At 63.3% G+C, this 25924-nt stretch carries 26 protein-coding genes and 1 tRNA gene; 12 read left to right on the forward strand and 15 right to left on the reverse strand.

Annotation, left to right across the window (positions count from 1 at the left end; genetic code table 11):
- Positions 1-140 precede the first annotated feature (140 nt).
- Positions 141-428 carry a GIY-YIG nuclease family protein gene (locus V1288_RS30730; RefSeq protein WP_334360589.1) on the forward strand — a complete coding sequence of 96 codons (288 nt, stop codon included), beginning with the start codon at positions 141-143 and terminating at the stop codon, positions 426-428.
- A gap of 114 nt (positions 429-542) precedes the next feature.
- Here the strand turns inward: V1288_RS30730 and V1288_RS30735 are convergent, their stop codons facing one another.
- Positions 543-2159: a porin gene (locus tag V1288_RS30735; protein WP_334360590.1), complete on the reverse strand. Its 1617-nt coding sequence runs from the start codon at positions 2157-2159 to the stop codon at positions 543-545.
- Between the two features lie 252 nt (positions 2160-2411).
- Positions 2412-3980: a porin gene (locus V1288_RS30740; RefSeq protein ID WP_334360591.1), complete on the reverse strand. Its 1569-nt coding sequence runs from the start codon at positions 3978-3980 to the stop codon at positions 2412-2414.
- 970 nt (positions 3981-4950) lie between these two features.
- On the opposite strand from V1288_RS30740, the gene V1288_RS30745 reads away from it, so the two are divergent.
- The 3 genes from V1288_RS30745 (at position 4951) to V1288_RS30755 (ending at position 5857) form a co-directional block, all read left to right on the forward strand.
- Positions 4951-5044, forward strand: a tRNA-Ser gene (locus V1288_RS30745).
- 107 nt (positions 5045-5151) lie between these two features.
- Positions 5152-5424 carry a hypothetical protein gene (locus V1288_RS30750; RefSeq protein WP_334360592.1) on the forward strand — a complete coding sequence of 91 codons (273 nt, stop codon included), beginning with the start codon at positions 5152-5154 and terminating at the stop codon, positions 5422-5424.
- Positions 5411-5857: an SEC-C metal-binding domain-containing protein gene (locus V1288_RS30755; protein ID WP_334360593.1), complete on the forward strand. Its 447-nt coding sequence runs from the start codon at positions 5411-5413 to the stop codon at positions 5855-5857. The genes V1288_RS30750 and V1288_RS30755 overlap by 14 nt, the downstream gene beginning before the upstream one ends.
- A 19-nt stretch (positions 5858-5876) precedes the next feature.
- On the opposite strand, the gene V1288_RS30760 is transcribed toward V1288_RS30755, so the two are convergent.
- From V1288_RS30760 to gatC, 6 genes are all read right to left on the reverse strand, one after another.
- A complete protein-coding gene (locus V1288_RS30760; protein ID WP_334360594.1) occupies positions 5877-6143 on the reverse strand; it encodes a hypothetical protein in 267 nt (88 codons plus the stop codon).
- Positions 6144-7669: 1526 nt separating this feature from the next.
- A complete protein-coding gene (gene gatB / locus V1288_RS30765; RefSeq protein WP_334360595.1) occupies positions 7670-9154 on the reverse strand; it encodes an Asp-tRNA(Asn)/Glu-tRNA(Gln) amidotransferase subunit GatB in 1485 nt (494 codons plus the stop codon).
- Positions 9151-9444, reverse strand: coding sequence for a hypothetical protein (locus V1288_RS30770; RefSeq protein WP_334360596.1), 294 nt, complete (start codon positions 9442-9444; stop codon positions 9151-9153). The genes gatB and V1288_RS30770 overlap by 4 nt, the downstream gene beginning before the upstream one ends.
- 2 nt (positions 9445-9446) lie before the next feature.
- Complete coding sequence (gene gatA / locus V1288_RS30775; protein WP_334360597.1) at positions 9447-10922, reverse strand: Asp-tRNA(Asn)/Glu-tRNA(Gln) amidotransferase subunit GatA; 1476 nt, start codon at positions 10920-10922, stop codon at positions 9447-9449.
- Positions 10919-11125, reverse strand: a complete 207-nt coding sequence (locus tag V1288_RS30780; RefSeq protein WP_334360598.1) for a hypothetical protein — start codon at positions 11123-11125, stop codon at positions 10919-10921. The genes gatA and V1288_RS30780 overlap by 4 nt, the downstream gene beginning before the upstream one ends.
- A gap of 24 nt (positions 11126-11149) precedes the next feature.
- The gene (gene gatC, locus V1288_RS30785) at positions 11150-11437 is read right to left on the reverse strand and encodes an Asp-tRNA(Asn)/Glu-tRNA(Gln) amidotransferase subunit GatC (RefSeq protein ID WP_334360599.1); all 288 of its coding nucleotides are present in this window, start codon (positions 11435-11437) and stop codon (positions 11150-11152) included.
- A gap of 396 nt (positions 11438-11833) precedes the next feature.
- Here gatC and V1288_RS30790 point away from each other — a divergent pair, with 396 nt between their 5' ends.
- A complete protein-coding gene (locus tag V1288_RS30790) occupies positions 11834-11998 on the forward strand; it encodes a hypothetical protein (protein ID WP_334360600.1) in 165 nt (54 codons plus the stop codon).
- A 30-nt stretch (positions 11999-12028) separates the two neighbouring features.
- On the opposite strand, the gene V1288_RS30795 is transcribed toward V1288_RS30790, so the two are convergent.
- Together V1288_RS30795 and V1288_RS30800 are read right to left on the reverse strand one after the other, a co-directional pair.
- Positions 12029-13105: an NAD(P)H-dependent flavin oxidoreductase gene (locus V1288_RS30795; protein ID WP_334360601.1), complete on the reverse strand. Its 1077-nt coding sequence runs from the start codon at positions 13103-13105 to the stop codon at positions 12029-12031.
- Positions 13106-13143: 38 nt separating this feature from the next.
- Entirely contained in the window at positions 13144-14118 is a 975-nt protein-coding gene (locus V1288_RS30800; RefSeq protein WP_442893876.1) for an NAD(P)H-dependent flavin oxidoreductase, read from the reverse strand.
- 104 nt (positions 14119-14222) lie between these two features.
- Here V1288_RS30800 and V1288_RS30805 point away from each other — a divergent pair, with 104 nt between their 5' ends.
- From V1288_RS30805 to V1288_RS30815, 3 genes are all read left to right on the forward strand, one after another.
- Positions 14223-15104, forward strand: a complete 882-nt coding sequence (locus V1288_RS30805) for a LysR family transcriptional regulator (protein WP_334360603.1) — start codon at positions 14223-14225, stop codon at positions 15102-15104.
- 119 nt (positions 15105-15223) lie between these two features.
- Positions 15224-15706, forward strand: coding sequence for a Holliday junction resolvase RuvX (gene ruvX / locus V1288_RS30810; RefSeq protein ID WP_334360604.1), 483 nt, complete (start codon positions 15224-15226; stop codon positions 15704-15706).
- A 3-nt stretch (positions 15707-15709) separates the two neighbouring features.
- Positions 15710-16639, forward strand: coding sequence for an AEC family transporter (locus V1288_RS30815; RefSeq protein WP_334360605.1), 930 nt, complete (start codon positions 15710-15712; stop codon positions 16637-16639).
- On the opposite strand, the gene V1288_RS30820 is transcribed toward V1288_RS30815, so the two are convergent.
- From V1288_RS30820 to V1288_RS30830, 3 genes are read right to left on the reverse strand one after another with little or no spacing between them, the layout of a single operon-like run.
- Entirely contained in the window at positions 16636-17418 is a 783-nt protein-coding gene (locus tag V1288_RS30820; RefSeq protein WP_334360606.1) for a CPBP family intramembrane glutamic endopeptidase, read from the reverse strand. The two genes, V1288_RS30815 and V1288_RS30820, sit on opposite strands and share 4 nt — an antisense overlap.
- A gap of 28 nt (positions 17419-17446) precedes the next feature.
- A complete protein-coding gene (locus V1288_RS30825) occupies positions 17447-19090 on the reverse strand; it encodes an acyl-CoA dehydrogenase family protein (protein WP_334360607.1) in 1644 nt (547 codons plus the stop codon).
- A gap of 21 nt (positions 19091-19111) precedes the next feature.
- On the reverse strand, positions 19112-19858 hold the full coding sequence (locus V1288_RS30830; RefSeq protein ID WP_334360608.1) for a M15 family metallopeptidase: 747 nt from the start codon (positions 19856-19858) through the stop codon (positions 19112-19114).
- Positions 19859-20091: 233 nt separating this feature from the next.
- Between V1288_RS30830 and V1288_RS30835 the strand changes: the two genes are divergently transcribed.
- The 3 genes from V1288_RS30835 to plsY are packed head-to-tail and all read left to right on the forward strand — an operon-like array spanning position 20092 to position 22977.
- Entirely contained in the window at positions 20092-21045 is a 954-nt protein-coding gene (locus V1288_RS30835; RefSeq protein ID WP_334360609.1) for an aspartate carbamoyltransferase catalytic subunit, read from the forward strand.
- A 4-nt stretch (positions 21046-21049) separates the two neighbouring features.
- Entirely contained in the window at positions 21050-22351 is a 1302-nt protein-coding gene (locus V1288_RS30840; RefSeq protein WP_334360610.1) for a dihydroorotase, read from the forward strand.
- Between the two features lie 35 nt (positions 22352-22386).
- Entirely contained in the window at positions 22387-22977 is a 591-nt protein-coding gene (gene plsY, locus V1288_RS30845) for a glycerol-3-phosphate 1-O-acyltransferase PlsY (protein ID WP_334360611.1), read from the forward strand.
- Position 22978: 1 nt separating this feature from the next.
- On the opposite strand, the gene V1288_RS30850 is transcribed toward plsY, so the two are convergent.
- Positions 22979-24220 (reverse strand): amidase, encoded by a 1242-nt coding sequence (locus V1288_RS30850; RefSeq protein WP_334360612.1) that lies wholly within the window; start codon positions 24218-24220, stop codon positions 22979-22981.
- Between the two features lie 117 nt (positions 24221-24337).
- On the opposite strand from V1288_RS30850, the gene dprA reads away from it, so the two are divergent.
- Complete coding sequence (dprA, locus tag V1288_RS30855) at positions 24338-25456, forward strand: DNA-processing protein DprA (RefSeq protein ID WP_334360613.1); 1119 nt, start codon at positions 24338-24340, stop codon at positions 25454-25456.
- Here dprA and V1288_RS30860 read toward each other — a convergent pair whose 3' ends face one another.
- Entirely contained in the window at positions 25457-25858 is a 402-nt protein-coding gene (locus tag V1288_RS30860; RefSeq protein WP_334360614.1) for a winged helix-turn-helix transcriptional regulator, read from the reverse strand.
- Between the last annotated feature and the right edge of the window lie 66 nt (positions 25859-25924).

A 25924-nucleotide genomic window follows, 5' to 3' on the forward strand; every position in this document is an offset into this window, starting at 1 on the left:
GCGCGAATGCAAAACTCCGGCAGCGACGCCGGGGTTTTTGCTTTATGGCATTGATGCTCCGCGCGAAGCCGCAATAATATCCCTCGTCATTCCGGGGCGGCGCGCAGCGCCGAGCCCGGAATCCATTTCTCCGCTTGCTCATGGCCTACTACGTATACTTGCTCGCGAGCGACAAATACGGAACGCTTTATCTCGGCGTGACGAACGACATCGTTCGCCGCGTGTACGAGCACAAGAGCAAAGCGGTCGCTGGCTTCACGAAGCGATACGCCGTCGATAAATTGGTCTGGTTCGAAATTTACGACGATCCCACGTCGGCAATTGCGCGTGAAAAGGAATTGAAGAAGTGGCGGCGGGACTGGAAGATCAGGCTCATTGAAGAACGCAATCCGCAGTGGATTGATCTATATCCGCAAATATCGATCTGAGATTTTGGATAAATGGATTCCGGGCTCGATGCTCCGCATCGCCCCGGAATGACGAAGAAAAACCCCCGGCAGTTGAATGCCGGGGGTTCTTCGAGCGTTTCACGTCTATCGTGATCAGAAGTTACGCTGAGCGCGAAGCTGCAGCAAATACGTGTTCTGATCCTTGAACTCGTAGAGAGCGGTCGGCTTTGGAGGAGTCGCTGTGAACAAGGAACTGCCCGACATCTTCTGGTCCAGGTGCAACCACTGCGTTTCGGCCGAGAACGTCAGGTTCTTGACCGGAGTCCAGCGCGTAACAAGGCCAAGCTGCGAGACGTTGAAGTCGGGATTACAAGAATATGCGCCGGCGGCATTGCCAACCAACGCCTGGCCTGAGTGGTTGGCCGCGAATGCCGCGCAATAGGCGCCCTTGGCCGAGGTGGTTCCCGCACCCAGCAGGTTATCGTTCGCTCCACCGTCATATCGTACGCTGGAGTAGCCTCCAAACAGGCTGGTCGACCAGTACGGGTTCCAGTTGTGATTGAACGCACCACGGAAGCCCCAAGCCGTCGTGAGCTTGATGCCGTCCGTGCCGCCAGCGCCAGGAAGATAGACGCCGTCAGTGGTCGCACCGAATCCAACGCTCTGATAGGCGGACCCGCTGCTGCCGAACATCGCAAAGCTGGGCGAAGATCCGCTGTTGCCGAGCACGTTCTTGGTGTCGCCCTTTGCATAGGACACATCGAACTTGATGTCGTCGCCCGCACCGGTCGGGAGATTCTTGATCTGCAACGCTGCCATTACCGAACCGCCCCACTTTGATTCGGGGTGGCCAGAGATTTCCGAAAAGCCGTTCGCTGCACCCAAGGTCAGAGCATTGTACGAAGCGTTAACTTCGTGAGCCGCAGCCGAAATCTGGAACAGACCCCAAGCCTGGTCGACCCGGATGTTACCGACAATGTCGGGAGCATGCACGCCCGCATAGGCGTTGGTGCCGACTCCGTTCGCGTTAAGACTCTCGAGCGTAACAACGCCGGCAGCCGAGGTCGTGGCCAGGTTGAACACGTTGGTGCGGTTGAAGGTTAGCGGATCGTCAAGGCCGATGCTGGCCGACACGCCGTTGCCGAACTGGGCCGTGTACTGGATGTTGTTCAGGCCGGTGTCGGTGTTGTTGCCGCCGAGCAGGCTCGCATTGAGGTTGCCCGGGTAACCGTTCCAAGGGGTCGAGTAGGCCGAAGAAGACTTACCGAAGGTGAAGCCGGCGAACTGGATGAAGAGATACTCGGTGTTGATTTGGTGCCCGTTGCTCGTGGTTCCAACGTCCCTGACGCTGCCGCTCGGCGAGGTGAACGACCAGTCCAACTGACCGAAGGTACGGACCACACCATATTCGGTGGCGGTGCGGGTATCAACGGTCAACGCCATACGTGAACGGGAAGCGAAGTAATCGCGATAGCGATTGCCCTGGCCCAGATCGCCGTTCCAGGCCGGCGTACCGTGCGGTCCGCCGTTGAATGTCGTGTCAACGCGCAGATAACCACCGACCTTGATACAGGTGTCGGTGCCCGGGATGTAGAAGAAACCAGCGCCGTACAGCGAGCACACCCTCACGTACTCAACTGCCTTTGCCTTGACCGGAAGATCGGCCGCCTGCGCCGTGCCGATGGCGAGGATCCCCGCGACCGACCCAAGGATAAGTTTTTTAAATGTTGTCACTTTGTTGTTCCCCTTTTGCGTCTGCAGGCTTTGCATGCAGCAGCATGTTCATATGGCCGAACGAATACCGCTAAAACTTGAGTCGGCGCGTGACATGAACGTGAACAGCTCTGGTTTGTCCGTGGCTGTTGGTTTTGTGCAACATGTCGAGGCGTAAGGATCAGAAATCCCAATGCTATTGACGCGGATCACGCTACGTCCTCGGTGTCCTGGACGCGGCCACTCAACGAAAAATCCCCGGCAGTTTCCTGCCGGGGATTCTCTTAGACAGTTGTCAGACGTTCGAGATCAGAAGTTACGCTGAGCGCGAATGTTCAAGCTGACAGTATCCTGGTCCTTGAACTCGTAGACAGCGGTCGGCTTGGGAGCCGTCGGCGTCAGCACCGCAGCGCCGGTGAACTTCTGGTCGAGATGCATCCACAGAACTTCGGCCGAGAACGTCAGGTTCTTGACGGGAGTCCAGCGGGTGATCACACCAACCTGCGCGATGTTGAAGTCTGGGTTGCAAGTCGCGGCGCCTGCCGCGGCCGCCGCAAGGAAGCCGGGATTGCTCGCTGCGTAGGAAGCGCAGTATGCTGCCTTCGCGGTGCCGTCATAACGAACGGCAGAGTAGCCGCCGAACAAGCTAGATGACCAGTACGGATCCCAGTTGTGGTTGAACGCACCACGGACACCAAAGCCCTCCGTCAGATGCAGCGAACCGTCGCCGCCCGCTGACACCGGAAGGTAGACGGCATCCACCGCGGTACCAAAGCCGACGCTCTGGTAAGCGCCAGCGCCGCCACCGCCGAACATCGCATAGGGCCGTACGCCTGAGCTGGTGCCATTCGTGTTTTTGATGTCACCCTTGCTCCAGCTGACATCAAACTTGATGTCGTCGCCGGCGCCGGTCGGGATGTTCTTGATCTGCAACGCAGCCATCACCGAACCGCCCCACTTGGTCTCGGGGTGACCGGAGGGTTCCGAGAAGTTGTTCGCTGCGCCCAACGTCAGGTTGTTGTACGAAGCGCCAACCTCATGCAATGCGCCCGAAATCTGGAACAGACCCCAAGCCTGGTCGACGCGGATGTTGCCGACCACGTCGGGAGAGTGCACGCCGCCATAGGCATTTACGCCGGCGCCAAGCGCGCTGATGGTCTGAGCGGCAGCACTTCCGAGTGAAACGCCACCGGTAGCCAGATTGTAGATGTTGGCGCGGTTAAACGCGAGCGGGTCGTCCAGACCGATCGTGCCCGACACGCCGTTGCCGAACTGCGCGGTGTACTGGATGTTGTTCGTGCCGGTGACGGTGTCATGACCGCCGACTAGGAACGAGGTGTTGTTGCCCGGATAACCATGCCAAGGCGTCGCATAGGCCGAGGCAGAGCGACCGAAGGTGAAGCCGGCGAACTGCAAGAACAGCATTTCGACGTTAACCTGGTTGCCGTTGTTCAGGCCGCCAGCTTGGCCCGTGGGTCCCACTTCTCTGACGCTGCCGCTCGGCGAGGCGTGCGACCAATCCAACTGACCGAAGGTACGAACCACACCGTATTCGGTGGCAGTGCGGGTGTCGACGGTGAGCGCCATACGCGAACGGGAAGCGAAGTAGTCGCGATAACGATTCCGTTGACCCGGATCGCCGCTCCAAGCCGGCTCATCGTACGGCTCGCCGTTGAACGTGGTGTCAACGCGCAGATAACCACCCAGCTTGATGCAGGTGTCGGTGCCCGGGATATAGAAGAAACCCGCGCCATACAGGGAGCAGATCCTCACGTACTCGACCGCTTTGGCCTTGACGGGAAGATCGGCCGCCTGAGCTCCGCTCATGGCGATCAGACCCGCCGCTGAGCCGAGAATAAGGCTCTTAACCATCTTCATGTTAAACCTCCAAGTTGCTCTGTAGGGAAGGTTCCGGATCCGCTGGGTGTAACACCCTAAGGTTGGTTCCCTTGTCCCCTGAAACCCGCTTAGTCGCTTCGCGCCTTCGGACACTCCCGCATGAACGCGAGGGACTTAAGCGAACCACCTAAAACGGGACGACCTCGGGATGCCCCCCTCCGTCGCGCATTCACAATTACCGAGGACTTCTCCACACGCAATAAAGGAACCGCTTCGAACGGCCCGACCCCACCCCTTTTCCGAAGGGTGTTGCACAAATAACACGCGATTGTGATCGAAGTTTTTCTATAAGATACTGTTTCTATTCGATATTTTTGAATAGTTTCAATTGACACGACAATGTCAGAGTGGGCACCGCAACAATCGGCCCGTGCTCGCGAGCGCGCCTCTCTCGCATCGAATCGAAGACGAGGCTGCCGAATCCGCAGCGGGCGATTACGCACCTATTATAGAGACAAGGGACGAAGCTCCTCGCGTGCGGGCGCAGGCCGCGAGGCGTGCCTCACCGTCGATGAACGCCCGACCAGGGCAAAAAACCGACGAAAGATGGTGAAAGCTCGATATTCTCGCGATCGAAATGCACTTTATAGAGTGCGGCAGACCCGGGCGCCGCGTGGCGCGATCTGGAACCGGGATTTGCATGGAATCGAATCGGCCCGCCGGCGATATCGAATCAATTTCACGCGATTTCGACGCGGCGCGTGAGGCATACACAGCGAAAACGTCCCACAGCGGTCAGGTCTCGCGTCGTGCACGCCCGCGTGCCGATGCAGGCCGGCTGCGTGTCCCCAAAGACCATGGAGCCCGGAAAGATGCGCCTAACGGCGGGTACGGGAATTCGACCGCTCGCGGGGAACGCGCGCGAAGCGCCGGCGCCTCCAAATGGTCTCGGCGTAATCTGAATCTGCCGCTTGCGGCTGGCCCGCGCCTCAGGCATATCCGCGTTCATGGAGCTGTGGCCGAGTGGCTGAAGGCGGCGGTTTGCTAAACCGTTATAGGGTTGTAAAGCCCTATCGAGGGTTCGAATCCCTCCGGCTCCGCCACTCTTTGCCTGTCCAGCCCGGACGGGCTTCGGATGGCGGGCCACCCGACGGCCGGCCGGCAAGCAAGTATTTGCCCTTGATTCTTCGCTCATATGTAGCGCTGGGCGATGAAGCAACGGCTCGCAGCCTCGAACGGTATCCGCGAGGCGTGCCAGCCGCTCCTGCGCTTGCTGCGCCGGCCCTTCGATGAGGTCGACGCCCTGCTCGGTGACACCGTCAGTGAAAGCCTGGCCCAGATTGTCACCGGCGTGTTCGATGACGATGACGACGCTCTGTTCGCCTTGATCATCGATCGCTCGATCGACGGATTCATCCGTGACGCGTTGTTCGGCGCGGCGACAGCGCGATCGGTATCGGGAATTGCTCGTGCGGTTCTATGAGGAGCGCTCGGCCGAAGACGGCGATCAGGCCTGGGCGGACTGGCTGCAAGCAATCGCCCTGCTGGGCCTGCGCGACCTGGTGCCGCTCGTCGACAATGCCTTTCGCGAAGAGCGCATACCCGAGGAATGGATTGATCGTCGCCAGTTCGATGACGACATTGCCCCCGCCGAATACGCGCCCGATGACATCGATCGATTCACGCAATACAACCTCGGTTACATCGAGGACGTGCTGGTATCGCTGGATTGGACGCGCGGGACCGAAGACGTCTTCGAAGATGGCGACGAGGAAGCCCCGTGGATCGATTTCGCGCAACCGAGCGAGCCGGTCAGCAACCCCTGGCGTAACGTCGGACGCAACGATCCATGTCCCAGCGGGAGCGGCAAGAAGTTCAAGAAATGCTGCCTTGCCAGTGGCGGGCCGCCGGTGTGACGCCGGGCCGCCCGGAGCATCAATGCGCGGTCATCCACGCACGCGCCTCGCGCTGTGCGGTCGCGATTTCGGCATCCGACATCATCGCGGCGACCTCTCGGCGCATGGAGATCGCATCCGCGCGTCCCTTCAGTGCGGCGAGATTGAACCATTTGTGGGCCGCGACGAGATTGACCACGCCGGAACGACCGCTCGCCCAGTAAAGACCGCGCTCGAACAGCACGTCCGGGATCGCCGTCGCCTCCACCGGCATTGCCGTGTCCAGATCAATGAGTCCCTGAAACATCTGTAGCTCCCCTTTTTATCATTGCCGCCCTCCCCCGAGTGCGGCCCCTGTCCACTGTTAAACGCTGCTATTCCCCAACGCCGTTTTCCGGTCTGTTGTTGGGAGGATCATGACCGATCAAATTTGAAGGGCAGTTTAAGGTTCGCGATGAACGGGATGTAAACGCGTGCATCGGGCGGTCGAACGCGAAATCGCAGAAATGCCTGCGGCACAGCGAGAAGTCACCAATCGTGAAGTTCGGTTTACCCTGCGGTTTCGCAGAACGATAACCATTGCCGCAAGGCCGGTGTCATCATCATCCGTCACCGGGCAGGCCGCAACATGCCGCACCATGACGGTTCCGGCAGATGATCGGGCCCCCAGCAGCTTCTGCAGCCATTCGGGAAGTTCACGGCGCGCCGGATCCCGAATTTGCGAGCGATGACGCGCCTGGAGCAACCGGCGGACGCGGAACAACCGACGCCGGCGAACGATCATTATGAAATGAGGAAGGACTTCAGCGCCGGACGCCTGGTGCGTGGGCTATCGGAGCGCTCCGGCTAATGCGGGCGTTCCGGGGAACGAGGCGTTCCAGGGAACGAGGGCGTCGGCGAACACGTCAGGACCAGATTTCATGCCGGGCTTTGGCCCGGGTGAAATTGCGGGCTTAAGGATACCCGCACCGAACGAAGAAAAACCTGTTTCTTCTGCCGGACCGGTTTTGAAAGAGCGAACCTCTTTGGAAAGAACGCTCTTCCGAAATACGATCCAGCCGTTGACCTGATGTCTCGCCGACACCCTCTTTTCGTCGACCAGAGCCTTCAGACTTTTATCCGGGGCTCTAATGACGTGCCGGCATCAAGCCGCCGGCAATTCTTGGAGAAGCGAAGTTACTTCTTCTTCTTGGCGACCTTGCGGGTCTTCTTCGCAGTCTTCTTCACTGCGCTCTTCGCCTTCTTTGCCTTCTTAGCTTTCTTGGCCATGTTGCCCTCCTAATGTAGTGAGATGGCTTAATCGCTGCGTGCACTCGGGAATCGAGATGCACTACATCCCGAATACACCAACACATTCAAAAAAACAGCGTCCCGCTTAAGGAAGTGTTGACGCAGCGATGTGAGAGCGCGCGAAGCACTTCGTTCGATGGCACAACGACAAGCGCGCGCGTCGATGCAAAAAGTGCAACAACGACCGACATCGGCATTTGTCAATATTGAAGGAAGCGCCTGTGCTGCAGCCGTTTCTTGAATTCGTGCAAACGACGATCAACGTGCGCTCGGTGTCACCGCGACTCATTGCTGCCGTCAAAAAGTCCTGCGCACGGACTCTGAGTCGCGAATTTTGGCAATAAAAAAATTTTCGTGGTCACAGCGTTGGCGTCTCGTCGGCGCTCGCCAAAACCGGTTCTCCGGGCGAATCGCGGCCGACCGATTCGCGTCCGCGCTTTCATGCTCATGGTAAATTTCGGATCGCAACGAACGATCGATGCACGATCGCGCGCGTCTTGCGTGGCGTCATCGACGACGAGAGTCGTCCCGTTACGGGACGCTTCAGATGCCGAGCTTCGCCTTCAGGAGGTCGTTCACCGCCTGCGGATTGGCCTTGCCGCCGGACTGCTTCATCACCTGGCCGACGAACCAGCCGGCGAGTTGCGGCTTGGCTTTCGCCTGCGCGACCTTGTCCGGATTGGCCGCGATGATGTCGTCGACGACCTTCTCGATCGCGCCCAAATCCGTGACCTGCTTCATGCCGCGCGTTTCGACCAGTTCGCGCGGGTCGCCGCCCTCCGTCCAGACGATCTCGAACAGGTCCTTTGCGATCTTGCCGGAGATGGTGCCCTCGCCGATCAGATCGACGATCGCGGCAAGCTGCGCCGCCGACACCGGCGAGTCCGAAATTCCACGGCCTTGCTTGTTGAGACGGCCGAACAGCTCGTTGATTACCCAGTTGGCCGCAAGCTTGCCGTCGCGCGCCTTGTCGGCAAGGCCTGCGAGCACGGTTTCGTAGAAGACCGCGCTCTCGCGCTCAGCTACCAGCACGCTGGCATCGTAGGGCGAAAGGCCAAGGCTCTCGATGAAGCGCGCCTTCTTCTGGTCCGGCAATTCCGGCAGTTTCGCCTTCAGCCCATCGACATAGTCTTGCGTGAACTCAAGCGGCAGCAGGTCGGGATCAGGGAAATAGCGATAGTCGTGCGCCTCCTCCTTGGAGCGCATCGAGCGCGTCTCGCCCTTGTTGGGGTCGAACAGGCGTGTCTCCTGGTCGATCGTGCCGCCATCCTCGATGATCTCGATCTGGCGCCGCGCCTCATACTCGATCGCCTGGCCGATGAAGTTGATCGAGTTCATGTTCTTGATTTCGCAGCGGGTGCCGAGCGGCCCGCCCGGCTTGCGCACCGAAACGTTCACATCGGCGCGCAGTGAGCCCTTCTCCATGTCGCCGTCGCAGGTACCGAGATAACGCAGGATCGAGCGCAGCTTGGTCACATAGGTCTTGGCCTGCTCGGCGTCGCGGATATCGGGTTTTGACACGATCTCCATCAGCGCCACGCCGCACCGGTTGAGGTCGACATAGGACATGGTCGGCGACTGGTCGTGCAGCAACTTTCCGGCGTCCTGCTCCAGATGCAGCCGCTCGATCCCGATCGTCGCGGTCTTGCCGCCGTCCAGTTCGACCACGACCTCGCCCTCGCCGACGATCGGCGACTTGTACTGGCTGATCTGGTAGCCCTGCGGCGAATCCGCATAAAAATAGTTCTTGCGGTCGAACACCGAGCGCAGGTTGATCTGCGCATTGAGACCAAGACCGGTGCGGACCGCCTGCCTGACGCATTCCTCGTTGATGACGGGCAGCATGCCCGGCATCGCGGCATCGACCAGCGAGACATGGCTGTTCGGCTGGCCGCCGAATTCGGTCGAGGCGCCGGAGAACAGCTTTGACTTCGAGGTGACCTGGGCGTGCACCTCCATCCCGATCACGACTTCCCAGTCGCCGGTCTGGCCCTTGATCAGTTTTCCCTGTCTCACTGACGCGCTCATGCTTTTCCACTCCCGAGCAGCGCGGATACGATCCGCTCCCATTCGGCTTCAAGAGAATCCTTCGCGACCGGCCGGCCGGCCCGCCGGTACCAGTAGCCGGCATTGCCGAGATCGCCTTCGACGCGATGCAGATAGGCGTGCACCCAGGCGGCCTCGGCGCTGCCTTCGTCCTGCACGATCTTGTGCGCCCGATCCCAGTCGCCCTTGGCGGCCCACCACAATGCAGCCAGCGGCGGTTCCAGGTCAGGTGCCGGCGCAGTGTCCGCGAGTGTGGCGCGGAAATCCGCCATCGCTACCACCACCTCTGCGGCGTGAAGCGGCCAGCCGCCTGCTCCACGATATCGCCGAGCGAGAACAGCGTCGCCTCGTCGAACGGGCGGCCGATCAGTTGCAGGCCAAGCGGCAGGCCTTGCGCGTCCTTGCCGGCAGGCACCGCAATGCCCGGAAGTCCCGCCATGTTCACCGTGACCGTGAAGATGTCGTTGAGATACATCTCGACCGGATCGGCGCCGCCCTTCTCGCCAACGCCGAAGGCGGCCGACGGCGTCGCCGGTGTCAGGATCGCGCTGACGCCCTTGGCAAAACAGTCCTCAAAATCCTTCTTGATCAGCGTGCGGACTTTTTGCGCGCGCAGGTAATACGCGTCGTAGTAACCGGCCGAGAGCACATAGGTGCCGATCATGACGCGGCGGCGCACTTCATCGCCAAAGCCTTCGGCGCGGGTGTTCTCATACAATTCGCCGATCGAACGGCCCGGCACCCGCAGGCCGTAGCGCACGCCGTCGTAGCGCGCGAGGTTGGAGGAGGCTTCCGCCGGCGCCACGATGTAATAGGCCGGCAGCGCGTATTTGGTGTGCGGCAGCGATACCTCGACCAGTTCGGCGCCGGCCGCCTTCAGCCACGCCGCGCCTTCGCTCCAGAGCTTTTCGATTTCCGCCGGCATGCCGTCGAGGCGGTACTCCTTCGGGATACCGATCTTCATGCCCCTGACGGATTTTCCGATCGCGGCCTCGTAGTCCGGCACCGCGCGATCGACTGATGTAGTGTCCTTCGGATCGTGGCCTGCCATCGAGCGCATCAGGATCGCGGAATCGCGCACCGTGCGCGCGATCGGGCCTGCCTGGTCCAGCGAGGAGGCGAACGCCACGATGCCCCAGCGCGAGCAGCGGCCATAGGTCGGCTTGACGCCCACCGTCGCGGTGAAGGCGGCGGGCTGGCGGATCGAGCCACCGGTGTCGGTCGCGGTTGCGCCCATGCAGAGCAGCGCCGCCACGGCGGATGCCGATCCGCCGGAAGAGCCGCCCGGCACCAGCGAAGTGTTGGAACCTTCGCGCCGCCACGGATTGACGACCGGGCCGAAGCACGAGGTCTCGTTCGACGAGCCCATCGCGAACTCATCGTTGTTGAGCTTTCCGAGCATCACGGCGCCGTCGCGCCAGAGCTGCGAAGTCACGGTGGATTCGTAAGGCGGCACGAAATTGCCAAGGATCTTTGAGCACGCCGTGGTGCGCACGTCCTTGGTCGCGAACAGGTCCTTGATCCCAAGCGGAATGCCCGCCAGCGGACCGCCCTCGCCCTTGGCGATTTTGGCGTCGATCGCGCGCGCCATGGCACGCGCCTGGTCCGGCGTTTCCAGCACGAAAGCGTTGAGCGAACGCGCCGCTTCGATCGCGGCGAGATGCGCGTCCGTCAGTTCAAGCGAGGTGAAAGACTTGTTCGCGAGGCCGGCTTTGGCCTCGGCGATCGTCATCGATGTCAGGTCGGTCATTTATTGATCGGGCTGCAGAAGAACGGAGAAAGCGTCTTGTCGTTGGCAGGGTCGTTGGCGCGGGCCTTGTCGGCGGCCTCGAGCTGATCGAGAACGGCGTCCATCGCCTTATCGGGATCGGCGGCCTTGCCCTGCCGCGCCATCGCGTCGAGATAGTTCATGTAGGCCTGATAGGCCTTTTCATCGTCGCAGAGCAGACACATCCGACTTCCGACCTTCAAGTAGAGTTATTCCACCACCTTCGGCACCAGGAAGAAATGATTTTGCGTTTCCGGCGCGTTCCTGACGATGTCGTCAGGGATCTCGCCGTCATTGACCACGTCGGCACGCTTCTTCATTTCCATCGGGGTTACCGAGGTCATCGGTTCGACGCCGTCGACGTTCACCTCCGAAAGTTGCTCCACGAAAGCCAGCATGGCGTTCAACTCGCCCTGCAGATGGGGAACCTCGGCCTCGGTGACCGCAATTCGCGCCAGATGCGCTATGCGGCGAACGGTGGCAGCATCAACGGACATAAATATAGGCCTCAAACGGAGAATTCGCATCTGCCGTATAGCAGAGACCGCTTTTGCGCCGCAACAGCAGGGAACAGGCGGAGCCGGCCTAGGGACGCCGAATACCCACCTTTGGAGTCAGAAGTCGACCCACCCCGACGCACGAGATTTTGAGCGTCAGCGCCCATTTCCCTCGCAAAAGCGCCTGACGAAACCATTTCGCCGCCTTACGTAGTCGTCCTGAAACAGTCGGGGAATGTAGTCGCGGCCAGGACATTGGAGGCCGTGTATGTCGACCATCGAAAATGACAGCGCCGGATCGGAAAGCTGGGATCCTGTTTTCTGGTCCATCGGGACCGTACTCGGCGTCGCGATCATCTACCTCGCCTGCTTAACCTGACCACGGGAGAGAGAGCCATGTCCCAGGCTAAAATCCTGCAGGAAAAGGCGGAAATGTTTGAGCGCCGCGCGGAAAGCGCGACCGATCCGATCTCAAAGCAGCATTACAAGGAAATGGCGGCGCATTACCGGTCGCTGGCGGCCGAGCATCTTGAGGTCCACCGCGACGAACCGGCACACTAGGACAGCACAAAACCCGCTCCAAACCGCCAGCTAGCCGCTCAACGCGCTGAGCCGCGCCAGCGCAGCGCCTGCGAGCGCACGCGTCAACTCGGCCGCCGGCATCTCGCGGCCCATCCGCACCGCCTGCCCGGCCCAGAGATTGGTGAAATCGACGTTGCCGAGCTTTTCGGCCGCCGCCTTGAGCGGCCCGAGCGCGGTGGCGGCGTGCGGGAATGCCGGCGCATCCGGCGAGATCGGGCCGACCTCGCGCATGACGCGGTTGGCGACGCCGCGCGCAGGCCGTCCGGTCATGACATTGGTGATGACGGTGGAATCGTCGTGGGCCTGGGCCAGCGCGATGCGCGCAGGTCCGATCACTCTGGATTCCGGGCAGCGCAGATAGGCGCTGCCGATCTGCACGCCGGAGGCGCCGAGCGCAAATGCCGCCGCGATGCCGCGCCCGTCGGCGATACCGCCGGCCGCGATCACCGGCACCTTCACCGCATCGACCACCTGCGGCACCAGCGCAAAGGTGCCGGGCTGCTGGGCGATATTGTCGGTCAGGAACATGCCGCGATGGCCGCCCGCTTCGGCGCCTTGCGCGATGATGACGTCGGCGCCGTTCTCTTCCAGCCAGATCGCTTCCTTCACGATCGTTGCCGACGACATCACGATGGCACCAGTCGCCTTGACGCGCTTGAGGAGCGCCGGATCCGGCAGACCGAAATGGAAGCTCACCACTTCCGGCTTCAGTTCCTCGACGACAGCGCACATCGCATCATCGAACGGCGCACGGTTGGCGGCGCTGATGGGCGCGGCAGGATCGATGCCCAATTCCTTGTAGTAAGAGCCAAGCCTGGCCTTCCAGCCGGCTTCGCGCGCGGGATCGGCATCGACCGGCGCGTGGCAGAAGAAGTTCATGTTGAGCGGTGCCGAGACGCGCTGGCGGATGATGTTGACCTGCTCACGCGCCTTGTCGGCCGAGATCATCGCACACGGCAGCGAGCCGAGCGCCCCACCCTGCGCTGCCGCGATCACCAGTTCGGCATCCACGACGCCGGCCATCGGCGCCAGCACGATCGGAAATTCGGTCTTGAAGAGGTCGATGATCCGGCGGTCTGGCCACATGGTTCTGCTCGCTTGAATGAATTGAAGAGACGTAAGGATCAGGCGGCGGAGGAGTTCCGCCGCCCGTTCAGTATCTGGTCGGCCTCGGTGACGATCCTGTCAACGATTTCGGCCGCCGGCGGGATATCATGGACCAGCCCGACGGCTTCGCCCGCGATGACGGCGGCGATATCGAAATTGCCCGCGGCCTTCGCCGCCGCGTATTCGGCCGCGACCGCCTGGACGTTTTGCATGAGTTCGACCTCGCGCCCCATCCAGCGCCGCGCATGATCGTTGATCAGGCAGCGGCCGGTAAACGGTGCCGGCCAGACATTATTGCGCGAGAGATCGAAGATGATGCCGCGCACGCTGTTGCCGCTCGACGCCGCGCAAATGTGCCGTTTCGCTTCCTCCGCGCCGTCGCACTCCTGGCTGGCATAAAAACGCGTGCCGAGCAGCACGCCGGACGCGCCCAGCATCATCATCGCGGCAAGCCCGCGGCCATCGCCGATGCCGCCGGCGGCCGCCACCGGCACCCGGCCGGCCGCGAGGTCGACGATCGCCGGCACGATGTCGATGGTGGTACGCGACGCGCCGTGGCCGCCGGCCTCCGTTCCCTGCGCGATCAGAATGTCGGCGCCCGCCTCCAGCGCCTGCCGCGCCATCGCCTCGTCCTGCACCTGGCAGATCAGAAGCGCGCCCGACGATTTGATGCGCGGTGCAAACGGTTTTGGATCGCCGAATGAAAGCATGATCGCGCGCGGACCGGCTTCAAGCGCGATGTCCAGCAGCGCCGGCTGCTTCGCAAGGCTCCAGGTGATGAAGCCGATGCCGAAGGGATCGGAGATATCGGCAAGCTTGGCTGTCTCCTGCTCCAGCCACGCCTTGTTACCGTAGCCGCCGCCAAGAATTCCGAAGCCACCGGCGGCGCTGACGGCCTTGGTGAGACGGGCGCCCGCGATGACGTCCATCGGCGCCGACAGGATCGGATGCCGGATGCCTAAACGAGCAGTCAACGGTGTCGATATCGGCATGTCTCTTCCCTGAAGTCTGGACACCCAGATTAGGCCGAACTATCATTCTCTAAAAATGAATACTAGAGAACTCAGGCATCTCTAAAATGGAACGGGACGGACCCATGGAGTTGAGCGATCTCCTGACCTTTTCGACGGTTGCACGGTTGGGCGGCATCACCCGCGCCGCCGACGAGCTCAACACCGTGCAGTCCAACGTCACGCAACGGGTGAAGGCGCTGGAAGCCGAGATCGGCACCGCGCTGTTCGAGCGGCACAGCCGCGGCATGACGCTGACCGGCGCCGGCCGCCGGTTGCTGCCCTACGCGCAGCGGATGGCCGCGCTGTCCCGCGAGGCGCTCCTGGCCGCGCGCGATGACGGCGAGCCGAAAGGACCGCTCGCGATCGGATCGATGGAGACGACGGCGGCCGTCCGCCTGCCGTCCCTGCTCGCCGAATTCCATCGCCGCTTCCCGGCGGTGCGGCTGAGCTTACGCACGTCGACGACGGCGGAGCTGGTGGCCGGCGTGCTCAACGGTACGTTCGACGGCGCATTCGTCGCAGGCCCGATCGAGCATGCCGAACTCGAAGCGACGGTCGCGTTCCGCGAAGAACTGGTACTGGTGGCGGCGCGGCGCTGGCAGACCCTCGCCGCTTTGCGCGCAGGCACGCCGGAATCTGGGCCGACCGCGCTGGTGTTCCGCACCGGCTGCACCTACCGCCAGCGGCTCGAGCAGATTTTTTCGGAATTCGGCTGGCCGTCTTCCGCGCGGTTCGAGCTCGGCACGCTCGACGGCATGATCGGCTGCGTTGCCGCCGACATGGGCGTAACGTTATTGCCGCGCGCCGTGGTCGGGCGGAACGACAGCGTCAGCATTCACACGCTGAACCCGGTGCAGTCCAAGGTCGAGACGCTTTTCATCGCCCGCCGCAGCGCGCATCAATACAGCGCGTTGCAGGGCTTTGTTTCCTGCCTGAACGGCAATGGCGAGGTTATCGCCGCCTGACATACCAGCGCCGCACCGCAGGGCTGGCCAAGGACGAGGCCAACTAGCGTGGCGTTCTCGCATGGACGCCACGCCATGATCGGCTTTGCGCGCATGACGCACCGGTGTTATGCGGGGTCATGCCCGCCCCCATCCTTCCCCTGATCGACGCCGTCACGCACTGGCCCGAGCGCGGCGCCCTGATCGGGCTCGACCTCGGCACCAAGACCATCGGGGTCGCCGTCTCCGATCCCGACCGCCGGCTGGCAACCGGCGTCGAGACGATCCAGCGCAAGGCCTTCAAGGCCGACGCGGCGAGGCTGTTGGCGATATCGGGCGAGCGCAACGCGGTCGGCTTCGTGCTTGGGCTACCCATCAACATGGACGGCAGCGAGGGTCCGCGCGCGCAATCGACTCGCGCCTTTGCTCGCAATTTTTCCAACCTCACCGGCCTCGCCATCGCGCTGTGGGACGAGCGGCTGTCGACGGCTGCCGTCGAGCGCGAGCTGATCGGCATGGACGTTTCCCGGGCCCGCCGCGCCGAGGTGATCGACGAGCATGCCGCGATCTTCATCCTGCAGGGCGCGCTCGACCGGCTGACGAAGCTGCGCAGGGACGCGTAAGCGATGGCGGTGGTCATTGCGGCGCTGCTGCCGGTGTTTTTGCTGATCGTGCTCGGCTTCATCCTGAAGCGGACGCTGATACAGCCCGAGACGCAGTGGCATGGGCTGGAACGACTGACTTACTATGTGCTGTTTCCGCTCCTGCTGATCCAGACGCTGGTGAAGGCCGATCTCACCAGAGTGCCGGTGGCCGGCGTCGGCGGCGCGCTGATGCTGTCGGCGCTCGCGATGTCGCTGCTGTGTCTTGCGCTGCGTCCCCTGCTCGCCCGCGCCGCGATCGATGGTCCCGCCTTTACCTCGATCCTCCAGGGCGCGACGCGCTGGCAGACTTATGTGGCGCTCGCCGTCTCCGGCAGTCTGTTCGGTGACCTCGGGCTGGCGCTGGCGTCGGTCGCGATGGTCGCCATCATCCCGCTGGTCAACGTACTCAGTGTCTCGGTGCTAGCCCATTACGCCTCGCCGGCAAAGCGTTCGGCCGGTTCAATTGTCGTGACGGTGGTGCGCAATCCACTAATCTGGGCCTGCGCGGTCGGGCTGGCGCTCAACGTCACGCACATTCCACTGCCCAAACTCTGGCACGAGGTGGCGGATGCGCTCGGCCGCTCTTCGCTCGCCATTGGCCTCTTGGTGACCGGCGCCGGCCTGCATCTCGAAGGCCTGTTCAGGCCGAGCCTCGCCGCCGGCGTCGCGGTGTTCCTCAAGCTGGTGCTGATGCCGGTGATCGCGGTCGCGTTGGGGTTAAGATTTGGACTTGCCGATTCCAACCTCGCCGTCGTGACCGTCTGTTCGGCGGTGCCCGCGGCGTCAAGCGCCTATGTGCTGGCGCGGCAAATGGGCGGCGACGCGTCGCTATTGGCGCAGATCATCACACCGCAGACCATTCTGGCGGCGCTGACGATGCCGGTCGCGATCGCGCTGGCCGCCATGTGCTAGCTGGTGCCGGCCAGCCAGAACGTCTGAATCGTCGCGGCCAGATTGTTGATGCCGTGCAGGACGATCGTCAGCCAGGTCGAGTTGGTGCGATAACGCAGATATCCCAGCAGCACGCCGATCGAAAACACCTCGCCGAAAAAGAACCAGTCATACTGCAGATGCAGCGAAGTCCAGGCCAGCGACGACAGAAAGATGGCGCCGGCGACGCCAAGCCGTGATTCCGACCAGCCGCGGTAGAGAAACCCGCGCGCGAATATCTCTTCCCACATCGGCGCGGCGACAGTGAACGCGATCACCAGAAGCCACAGCGCGCCGTCGGCCTGGGCGGATTTCAACACGTCGCCCATGAAGCCCGGCGTCACCTCGCGCCCGAGCGCCCGCGACAGCAGATCCCACCCGCCGACGAGGATCGCCAGCGCCGCAACGCCGATGAAGAAATTGCGCCATGAGGTCCAGCGCAGCGCCAGATAGTCGATAAAAGATATGCGCGTCGGACGGATCGCGATCCATGTCGCCAGCAGCACGGCGGGCAATCCGAGGATGACCGAGAGCGAGACGGTCAGACCGCCGCCGACGACGCGGATCGCTTGGGCGACGTCGAACGATCCGCCCTGCCGCAGCACAAAGTAGGCGATGACCGCGACCTGGCCGAGGAACATCGCCGCAAAGATGAACAGGCCCCATAGCACTGTGCCCCAGAATTTCCAGGCGCGCGGCGGCCGCGGATCGGGGATCCCCGGCGGAACTGCCACCGGAACTGCGGGAGTAAGGGAATCCATCAGACGGCTTTCGTTAGCGAGGTCGTATTCAAGGCAGCGCACGCCCCAGCAGGCCGCTTACGTCGTCATGGGCCAGATCGACTGCGCCGTACATGGCGGCGTGATTTCCGGCAAGGCGCGTGGCCGCGAACAACTGCGCATGCTGCGGCGATACGGCATTGAGCGCGGCAGCCGCCGCCAGCAGCGCCAGCCTTTCGACCGCCAGCCGCGCCACACGCTCGCTGTCCGGCCGGCGGAACGCCTTGCCGATGAAGGTGATGACTTCACCCGCGCCGGGCAATCCGAGCGTCTCGCCGGTCAGTTCATGCACGATGCTGGACGCCACTTCCGGCTCGCGCGACAGCGCGCGGAGCACGTCGAGGCACATCACATTGCCGGAGCCTTCCCAGATCGCATTGACCGGCGATTCCCGGTAATGCCGCGCCAGAATGCCCTCCTCGACGTAGCCGTTGCCGCCTAGACACTCCATCGCCTCATAGAGAAAGCCTGGCGCGCTCTTGCACACCCAGTATTTGATGGCGGGCGTCAGCAGCCGCATGTAGGCGGCTTCCTTGGCGTCGACAGGCGCGCGGTCGAACGACCGGCACAGCCGCATCACCAGCGCGACGGTAGCCTCGACATGCAGCGCCATGTCGGACAGCACCGCCTGCATCAGCGGCTGGTCGGCGAGATGCTTTTGGAACACACTGCGATGCCGCGCATGATGCAGCGCATGCGCAAGGCCTGATCGCATCAGGCCGGCGGAAGCAATCACGCAATCCTGCCGCGTCAACTGCACCATCTGGATGATGGTGCGGATGCCCTTGCCCTCGGCGCCGACGCGCTCGGCATAGGCGCCGTGAAACTCGACTTCCGACGAGGCATTGGAGCGGTTGCCGAGCTTGTCCTTCAGCCGCTGGAACCGGATCGCGTTGACCGAGCCGTCAGGCGCAAAGCGCGGCATCAAGAAGCAGCTCAGTCCCTCTTCGGCCTGCGCCAGCACCAGAAAAGCGTCGCACATCGGCGCCGACATGAACCATTTGTGCCCGGTGATACGGAAGGCGTCCCCATCACGCTCCGCCCGCGTCATGTTGGAGCGCACGTCGGTGCCACCCTGCTTCTCGGTCATGCCCATGCCGAGCGTCATGCCGCGCTTGGTCCACCATGGCGCAAACGCCGGATCGTAGGACCGCGTGCCGAGCACCGGCATCACCTTGGCCAGCAGATCGGGCTGCTCCGCCAGTGCGGCGACAGAGGCCCGCGTCATGGTGATCGGGCAGAGATGCCCGGTCTCGACCTGCGAGGCCATATAGAACTTTGCGGCGCGTATTACCTCCGACGCCCCACCGGCGGGCTTGCCGTCGGCAGTCCAGGTCGAATTATGCACGCCGGCATGCGCGCTGTGCGCCATCAATTCGTGATAGGCGGGGTGAAATTCGACCTCGTCGCGGCGGTTGCCTCTGGAATCGAAGCTGCGCAGCTTTGGCGTGTTCTCATTAGCGACGCGGCCGCGTTCCGCCATCGCCGCCGAGCCCCAATGCTTGCCGAACTCCGACAACTCGCTCTCAGCCGAAGCGCCGCCATTGGCGGCGACCGCCTCGACCAACGGCCGGTCGACCGCATAGAGATCGACATCCCCAAACGGCGGCGACTGATTGAAGACCTCGTGGGTCGAGAATGTTGCCTGGCTCATGGCTGGTCCTGGAACCGTGAATTACTTCCGGGGCGTGATAGGGAAATCATAGGCCTGCCCGCTCGCTGCCGGCAGCGAAAAGTGCCACCACTCTTTCGAATAGTTTACAAATCCTCGCCGCGCCATCACCAGAACCAGCTTCTCGCGCCAGCGGCGCTGGCCCGCGGTAATGGATTTCGCCGCCGTGTGCGACTTGACGTCGGAACAATCATAGCCGGTGCCCATGTCGACGCTTCCGTCCGGCACGCGAAGGTTCACATTGGCGGTGCAGTCGCCATAGTCCTTGGTGGAATCGAACACGGCCGAATTGTCGGCTTTCAGATCAACCAAGGTGAGGTCGAGCGCGGCGCCGGTGGAATGGCCCGAATGGGTGGCGATATAGCCGAGCCGAAACAGGTCGGCCTTGCTGAACGCCGGATTGTAGCGCTTTCCGGCCACCGTCTCCTTGCCGTCGCGCGACCACGCCACCATGTTGGCAACCGCGCGCGTCGGCCGGTAGCAGTCGAACATCTTCAGCGACAGGTTCTGCAGCGCGAGTTCTCCCTGAATGCTCTTCAGCAGCGCGCCGACCTCGCGCTTCACCACGCATTCGGCAGCCTCATATCCCCTTAGCGGACGGCCGACGAAATTATTCGCACCGGCGTAGCGGATGTCCTGGATGATGGACGGATCGATATCGCGCAGATAGACGAAACCGGCCGGCAGCTTTTGGGCCTGTGCGGCGCCGCCTGCCAGGCAGCTCGCCGCGAATACAGCCGCGAGTGCCATCCGCCTTCCGGCGCCCCTGCCGGAGTTCGCCAATAGCCACAACGTGATCCGGGCGGATTGAACGAAATGTTGCGCGTTCTTCACGGCTTGATGCATCGCGCGCACTCTAGCGGAAACTGCCGGCGGGGAACATCGGCCAGCGTTTACCCTGCCGCCGAAGCGCTAGTGGATAAGTCCGGACGCGGGATTTGAAGCTTGCCCTGCGTGGCATCTCTGCCTATAGCAAGGCTTTAATGACCCCTGCATCGAAATCGACCTTCGTCCTCGGGCACCGGCATCTGCTGGGAATCGAGGGGCTTTCCGCTGCCGATATTTCCGGCCTGCTCGACCTTTCCGAGGAATATGTCGAGCTCAACCGCCAGGTGGACAAAAAGCGCACGTCTCTGCGCGGTCGCACCCAGGTGAACCTGTTTTTCGAGGCCTCGACCCGAACCCAATCCTCGTTCGAGCTGGCGGGCAAGCGCCTCGGCGCCGACGTCATGAACATGTCGGTGTCCTCGTCCTCGATCCGCAAGGGCGAGACGCTGATGGATACCGCCGTGACGCTCAACGCCATGCACCCGGATATCCTGGTGGTGCGGCACCACGCCTCCGGCGCGGTGGAACTTTTGGCGCGCAAGGTTGATGGTTCCGTGATCAATGCCGGTGACGGCGCCCACGAGCATCCGACCCAGGCGCTGCTGGATGCGCTGACCATCCGCCGGAATAAAGGCCGGCTCGAAGGGCTCGTGATCGCGATCTGCGGCGACGTGATGCATTCCCGCGTGGCGCGCTCCAATATCCTCCTGCTCAACACCATGGGCGCCCGCGTCCGCGTCGTCGCGCCCTCCACGCTGCTGCCGCGCGGCATCGAGCGGATGGGCGTCGAAGTCGCGCGCGACATGCGCGAGGGCCTCAATGGCGCCGACATCGTGATGATGCTGCGGTTACAGCGCGAGCGCATGAACGGCTCGTTCGTGCCGTCGAGCCAGGAGTATTTCCATTATTTCGGTCTCGACCAGAAGAAGCTCGCTTACGCCAAACCGGACGCGCTGGTGATGCATCCGGGGCCGATGAACAGAGGGGTCGAAATCGACTCGATCGTGGCGGACGGCGCGCAATCGCTGATCCGCGAACAGGTGGAAATGGGAGTGGCGGTGCGGATGGCGGTGCTCGAAGCGCTCGCCCGCAACCTGCCGAACGCGTGAGACCATGCTGACTGATCGACGCCCCATTCTGCTCGCCAATGCCCGCGTCGTCGATCCGTCCAGGGATTTCGACGGCCCCGGTGACGTCCTGATTGCCGACGGCACGATCCGCGACTCCAAGCGCGGCATCGGCGCCGCCGGCGTCCCCGAAGGCACCGACATCGTCAATTGCGCCGGCAAGATCGTCGCCCCCGGGCTGATCGACATGCGCGCCTTTGTCGGCGAGCCCGGCGCCAGCCACCGCGAGACGTTTGCCTCCGCCAGCCAGGCGGCTGCCGCAGGCGGCATCACCACCATCATCTGCCAGCCGGATACCTCGCCGGTCATCGACAATTCGGCGACGGTCGACTTCGTGCTGCGCCGTGCCCGCGACACCGCGATCGTCAATATCCACCCGATGGCCGCATTGACCAAGGGCCTGGGCGGCCTGGAGATGACCGAGATCGGGCTATTGAAAGCCGCCGGCGCGGTGGCCTTCACCGATGGCGACAAGAGCGTGACCAATGCGCAGGTGATGCGCCGCGCGCTGACCTATGCCCGCGATTTCGACGCGCTGATCGTGCACCACACCGAGGACCCGGATCTGGTCGGCGAAGGCGTAATGAACGAGGGCGAGTTCGCCGCGCGGCTCGGCCTGGTCGGCATTCCCAACGCCGCCGAAGCGGTGATGCTGGAGCGCGACATGCGCCTCGTGGCGCTGACCGGCGGGCGCTATCACGCCGCCTCGCTGTCCTCGCTGGAGTCGCTGGAAATCCTCAAGCGCGCCCGCGATGCCGGCCTCGATGTCAGCGCCTCCGTGTCGATCAACCACGTCACCCTGAACGAAAACGATATCGGCCCCTACCGCACCTTCCTGAAGCTGTCGCCGCCGCTGCGCACCGAGGAGGACCGCCTCGCGCTGGTCGCAGCCGTCGCCTCCGGCCTGGTCGACATCGTGATGTCCGATCACAATCCGCAGGACGTCGAGGTCAAGCGGCTGCCGTTCGCTGAAGCGGCTGCCGGCGCGGTCGGGCTGCAGACCATGCTGCCGGCGGCGCTGCGGCTCGTTCATAATGGCGAGATGGACTTCAAGACGCTGATCCGGGCGATGTCGACCCGCCCGGCCGAACTGCTGGGCCTCCCCGGCGGCACGCTACGGGCCGGTTCCCCAGCCGACGTGATCGTGATCGACCCCGATACGCCCTGGGTGCTCGATCCCGCCGACCTCAAATCGCAGTGCAAGAACACGCCGTTCGATGAAGCCCGCTTCTCGGGACGCGTCGTGCGTACTATCGTGAGCGGGCGGACGGTCTATGAACATGTCTGATTCGTCCGGAACGGGCCGCGGTGGGAGCTGCCGCAATGTCTGACGCATTCCTCGTCGTCGCCTTGCTGATCGGCTATCTGCTCGGCTCGATCCCGTTTGGCCTGGTATTGACCAAACTGGCCGGCACGCAGGATCTGCGCTCGATCGGCTCCGGCAATATCGGCGCGACCAACGTGCTGCGCACCGGCCGCAAGGGCCTCGCCGCGGCGACGCTAATCGGCGACGCACTCAAGGGCACGGTCGCCGTCATCATCGCGGGCTATTACGGCGGCGCCAATGCGGCGATGCTGGCGGCGCTCGGCGCCTTCCTCGGCCACCTCTTCCCGATCTGGCTGAAATTCCAGGGCGGCAAGGGCGTGGCAACCTATATCGGTGTGCTGATCGGCCTGTTCTGGCCGGCGGCCGTGATGTTCTGCCTGATCTGGTTAGCTACCGCCCTCACCACGCGCTATTCGTCGCTGTCGGCGCTGGTTGCCGCGTTTGTCACCCCGCTGTTCCTGTGGTGGTTCGGCCACCCCGCACTGGCGTCGCTATTCGTGGTGCTGACGCTGCTGTTGTTCTGGAAGCACGGCGAAAACATCAAGCGCTTGCAGGCGGGGACTGAGGGGCGGATCGGGGCGAGGTAGCCTACTTCCGCCGCAGCGCCTCCTCAACAAATCGCGCCGCCGTCAACGCCTCGGCATCGGCGCGATATCCCGCAATCACCTGCACACCGACCGGTAATCCGCCTTCCGCGATGTGCGCGGGTACATTGACGCAGGGCACGCCCATCAGCGTCCAGAGACGGTTGTAACGGGCGTCGCCGGTCGAGCCCAATCCCTTGGGCGCCACGCCGGGCGCCGACAAGGTCAGTAGCACGTCCACCTCTTCGAACACTTTTGCGAGCGCGTGCCTGGCGCGGTCCGCTACGCCCATTGCCGCGTCATAGTCGGTCGGTGTCATGCCCCTGCTCTCGTCCAGCTTTGCGCGCAGCAGCGGCGCCATTGCGTCGTAGTTTTCACCGTACTCCCAGGCCAGCGCCTGATGTGCTTCGAATTCCTGGATCACCGAATGGGCTTGCCACGCCTCCGCAATGATCTCCGGCAAATCAAGCGCCCGCACCGAGGCGCCTGCCTTCTCCGCCGCCCGCGTCGCGATTCGTAACGCCTCGCCGCCTGACGCTTCCGGCGCGCCGGCGAAATCCTGCGTCACGATGCCGATGCGCGGCGTCGGAATGCTCGGCGGCAGCAGCAGTTCGGGCCGGCCCGTCATCGCGGCAAGCCCGCGCGCCACGTCATCGACGCCGGTCGCAAACAGGCCGACGGTATCGAGCGTCCACGAATAGCACTTCACGCCGACGGTCGGCAGCAGGCGGTAGGACGGCTTGATCGCGGCGACGCCGCAGAACGAGGCCGGCCGGATCACCGAGCCGCCAGTCTGCGTGCCTAATGCGAGCGGAATCATGCCGGCCGCCACTGCTGCCGCCGAGCCGGACGACGATCCGCCCGGCGTGTGGCCATGGTTGCGCGGATTGAGCGTCGGCGTCGGATCCACGGAGGCGAATGCCGTCGTCGTGGTCTTGCCGATGATGGTCGCGCCCGCCTGTTTCAGCATCATCACCACGGCTGCGTCGCCGCGCGGCCGATATCCCCGGTAGATCGGCGAACCCATTTCGGTCGGGAAATCCGCCGTATCCATGATGTCCTTGATACCGACCGCAATCCCGCGCAGCGGCCCGGCGGTTTGCGCGCGAGGACGTTCGTCCCGGCAAACGAAGGCGCCGATGGACTTTTCATGCACACTGGTTGCTTCAAGCGACTGCGCGATCGCAGCGTCTGCGGAAAGGTCACCGGCATCGATGCGGCGCTGAAGTTCTGCGAGCGAGATCATGAAGGCTTTCCTATGATGAGGACACAGGTTACGAAGGGCCTTGGCACGGAGCAAGCGTAACACCCATCACAATCAAACAGGTTGATTGCAATCTCCGGTTGGGCAAAGCTGCTCCGCATGCATGACCGGACACAACTCGCGCCCCACATCTCCGAGACCGACCGGATCGACCGGCTGCGCCTGATCCGCAGCGACAATGTCGGGCCGCGGACCTTTAACTCGCTGCTTAACCACTTCGGCGACGCGCGCACAGCGCTGGAGCGGCTGCCCGATCTGGCGCGGCGCGGCGGCGCGGCGCGTTCAGGGCGCATCTGCAGCGAGGAGGAAGCACGGGCTGAGATCGCCGCGGCGAAGAGGATCGGCGTCTCGCTGGTCGCGCCGGGCGAAGCCGCCTATCCGCCAAGGCTAGCGACGCTCGACGATGCGCCTCCCCTGCTCGGCGTGCGCGGCGCGCTCGATGTGCCGGCGCGGCCGATGATTGCGATCGTCGGCTCGCGCAACGCCTCCGGCGCCGGCTTGAAATTCGCCAGCCAGTTGGCGCGCGATCTCGGCGACGCCGGCTTTGTCGTCATCTCGGGGCTGGCGCGCGGCATCGATCAGGCCGCGCATCGCGCGACGGTCGAAAGCGGCACCGTCGCGGTGCTGGCGGGCGGACACGACCGGATCTATCCGCCGGAGCACGAGAATTTACTGGCGGCGCTGCTTGAACGCGGCGGCGCGATTTCCGAAATGCCGCTGGGCCACGTGCCGCGCGCCCGCGATTTCCCCCGCCGCAATCGCCTGATATCAGGCGCGTCGCTTGGCGTCGTCGTGATCGAGGCCGCGCATCGCTCGGGCTCGTTGATCACGGCGCGGATGGCGGCCGAACAGGGCCGCGAGGTGTTTGCGGTGCCCGGCTCGCCGCTCGACCCGCGCGCCGCCGGCACTAATGATCTGATCAAGCAGGGCGCGGCGCTGGTCACCGAAGCCAGTGACGTCATCAACGCCGTTCAACCGATCCTGGAGCGCCCGGTCGTGCTCGAGGCGCGCGAAGGCGACGACGAACCGCTCGACTTCGATACCGACCCAAGCGAGCGCGAACGCATCGTCTCGCTGCTCGGGCCGAGCCCCGTCAGCCTCGACGACCTGATCCGAATGTCGGGGCTATCAGCCACCATCGTTCGCACGGTGCTGCTCGAGCTCGAGCTCGCCGGACGGCTGGAGCGTCACGGCGGCGGGCTGGTATCGATGGTCTGATCAGGCCTCGCTGTTGCGTGCGTCGAACGTCGTCCGCGCACGTTGGATTTCCGGCTGATGCTCAATCGCCCACCTGCCCAGCGCCTGCACCGGCGCGGACAGGCCACGCCCCAGATCGGTCAGTTCGTAGTCGACCCGCGGCGGAATGGTCGGAAACACCGTTCGCGTCACGAGACCATCCCGTTCGAGGCCTCGCAGCGTCAGCGTCAGCATCCGCTGCGAGATACCGTTGATCATACGCTTGATCTCGTTGAACCGCTTCGGGCCATCGCCAAGCATCATGATCACGAATACGCTCCATTTGTCGCCGACCCGCGCCAAGACGGAGGCCGCGCCGCGGCAGTCACTGTCGAGGTGGGGACCGGGTGGAAAGGCAGGCACTTTTTTGTGCTCGGGTCTCATGGATGTGCTCGGGTGTAAAAAATGTGCGTTCTTGCGGGGTTTTGCCACGGTCACTCATATAGCGCC

The sequence above is a fragment of the Bradyrhizobium sp. AZCC 2176 genome (genome assembly GCF_036924645.1).
Lineage (GTDB): Bacteria > Pseudomonadota > Alphaproteobacteria > Rhizobiales > Xanthobacteraceae > Bradyrhizobium.